Genomic DNA, 2,916 nt, shown 5'->3' on the forward strand with positions numbered 1-2,916 from the left:
ACCCCAAAGATCAAAAAACTCCCTCAAATCTCGACCTGATGCGCGACTTGCATTTAATACAAACCAGTCTTTATCCTTCTGATTCGTATCGAATAGATTTCCACTATCTCCGTAATTCCAAGCTTCTCTGTAAGCTTTGCCGAGCTTGGCGTAAAAATCATCTCCATAACTAAACAACAACTGCAAAAACATTAATAGCCGTATTGACTCATTGTCTACATGCGCTGGCTTTCTGTTCTTTAGGTCCCTATAATCAAGAGATTTAGACGACATAGCATCAAAACCACCGAAAAGAACAGAAGAATCAACCTTAGCATTGATAAAATTCGGCACTGATTTTGGATCCCACAATCTATTATTTCCATACTTTGGATCATCGAGTTTAAAACGGGCACGGTCGCTAAGATCATAACCTTGAAATTTATCTTTTTTCCCTTTAAAAAGACCCTCAGCCACCATTTCATAAATGTTGACAGTAACTTCTACTTCAGTTCCCCAAGACCATCCCATGGTATGTGTATGGCCTAACTCATGCCAATCAACATACTCAGTTCTTGATATATTTCTTGTTTTTGGATTATTACACAAAGCTACTAAACTATTAGATATAAAGCCACAAAGTTCAAAAGTTATAACTTGTAAATTTTGCGTTGGAAAATGGAGGGCTTTTGAACTGTCAAAGCCATTCAATTTGTCATAAGTTGTACTGATAAGCAAATATTCTGATAGCAATTTACCGACATTTAGAGGAAGTTTTTTAGCTACATCTCCTGAAATATATATTTTATGGCGGCCATTCATCATCATCAATTGATTAAGTGAGTTAGAAGGTTGACTGATGTTTTCTCGCCACTCTTTTTGCGAATTTAGGCCAAAAACAAAGATGGGAACTTTCTTCGTTTCATTCTTAGGTACAGCTGTAATCTTAATCCTTTTTCCCCAACTTTTCATATCTCGGTTTTTATTTATACAGGCTAGCATAAGTGGGCCTGCTCTTGTAGCTGTATAAATAACCGTTTGATGCTCGACTAATGCCATCGGGTTTGATTTCCTATAACCAGATGAATAGGAAGTTCCTGTAGCAGCAAAACAATTTGTTTGAGAGTTATCAAGAGCATCCACTGTAATAGCAATTTCATCTCCAGACTTCATGAAAATATCCGTGGAGAAATAATTCGTTCGGTGGTTATAAAGATCAAAGGCCATACGGATTTTAGGATTGATATTGTAATCTGGATCAATTTTATCTGTCCCTCCATCCTCTGTTACCGGAATGAAATAGCGATTATTTTCTCTATCGAAATACGTTTCCAGGTTGCGTTTTAACCAATAAAGCGGGTCATTGGGGTTGTTTGATCGGTTTATAGCGGCTGTGGGATCTTTATCTAAAAGCTCTGGCGTCAAATTAAACTGACTTAAAGCTTCTTTAAATCCCTGACGGTTTTTATAAGAAGCCCACCAATAAGCTTCTAGATCTTGTGACCGTAAGTTTATTGTTTTGTCAGAAGACTGCTTTTCTTCGATGAATTGGGACTCATAGCGTTGTATACTTTCATTTGAAGTGGCTACATGTGTAGTAGTTGAAAATTCCTCATATTCCGATTCTTCATATTCTGACTGTCTGTTTAGATAATTTTTGAAAAATTCACGGTCGTCTATAACAAAATTATCTCTATTGACGGAGTTAGCTCTATCTTCCTCTATCCATGTTGATTCATAGATTTTATTTTCGCTAGGCATACATCTATACGCTTTTTAAGTTGATAAAAGAAATGTAAAAAATAGGTTTTATTTTATAACTAGCTCTATACCTTAATTAAGGTGAATCTGCGTATAGAGCCAGATTATGTAATTAAACTAAATTAATCTCGAAGTCCATATTTATTATTACTCCGCCATCTGAAAGATCCGATTGCACTTTAGATGCATTTACTTAGCACCTCATGCTCTCCTCATTATAAAGCAATAAGGCAATAATGAGAAAAATCTGCATAGCTCTTTCTAAGGGAGAAATCGATAGCTATTGACTTAGTTTTCGCAGAGAATCTCTTTTCTCGTTTTACTTAAACTAAAAATTTTGATTCATATATTTTATATTGTGTATCGTATTGACCATTGACGCAACTTATGCAAGCTTATTCATAATAGATTTCTTTCATAACCCCTTATTTTAAATCTTTCATTTATAGATTCCTATCTTAACAAAAGCATTTCCAGCTATATCGCTTAAACAATCATACTCTCATGGATTAAAATACTTTAAAATTTTAGATTGCTTATTGGTTATGCAAGAGATCTATTGAATAAAACCCAAAACTGAGGTTAATAGACATTGTCTTGCCCATTTCATTTCGGATAGCATAATGGAGCGAAGAACCTCAAATAGTTTTCTTCAAAAAAAGACTCCGCAGATAACCCTGGACTTATCTCCCGCATTAAACTTTGCTGTCCAAGATCTTAAAAAACGCCTTTTATTTTGCAAGAGAAATATCAGCTCGGAGAGCTTATGAAGAATTAAGAGAATTTATATTCCTCTTGTGTGGAATTAGAGAACTTCTTGCATAACCCTCTATTTTAAGGCTTTCATTTTCTGATAGGGATAGGCACCATAGGTTGGGAAATAAAATGTTTGTACTGATGATATTACATATTCCTGCGGTCTCTGGGTACCACTCGAGGTTACCCGAATAAATACGTTGTTGATTCTGATTAAGTTGATTCCTCCAGAGCGTTTATAGACTGTGGTGATTCTTTCAGGTCCCTTAATAGCCTCCAAAGCCTGTATTAGTTATTTCATCGCGTTTATAGACTGTGGTAATTCCTTCAGGCTCTTCAGAGACCTTAATTGTTCCTTGAGAATCTTGATAGAATGTAAAGGTTTTTCCAGAGCGTTTATAAACTATATTGGTTGTTCCA

The 2,916-nt window shown here is 35.4% G+C and carries 1 protein-coding gene; it reads right to left on the bottom strand.

The genetic code is table 11. The annotated features are described in order from the left end of the window. The coding region (locus tag RHOW815_RS07600) for a M60 family metallopeptidase (RefSeq protein ID WP_215217713.1) at positions 1-1,740 on the bottom strand (1,740 nt) is incomplete at its 3' end. Positions 1,741-2,916 lie beyond the last annotated feature (1,176 nt).

The sequence above is a fragment of the Candidatus Rhabdochlamydia sp. W815 genome (assembly GCF_018642185.1).
Lineage (GTDB): Bacteria > Chlamydiota > Chlamydiia > Chlamydiales > Rhabdochlamydiaceae > Rhabdochlamydia > Rhabdochlamydia oedothoracis.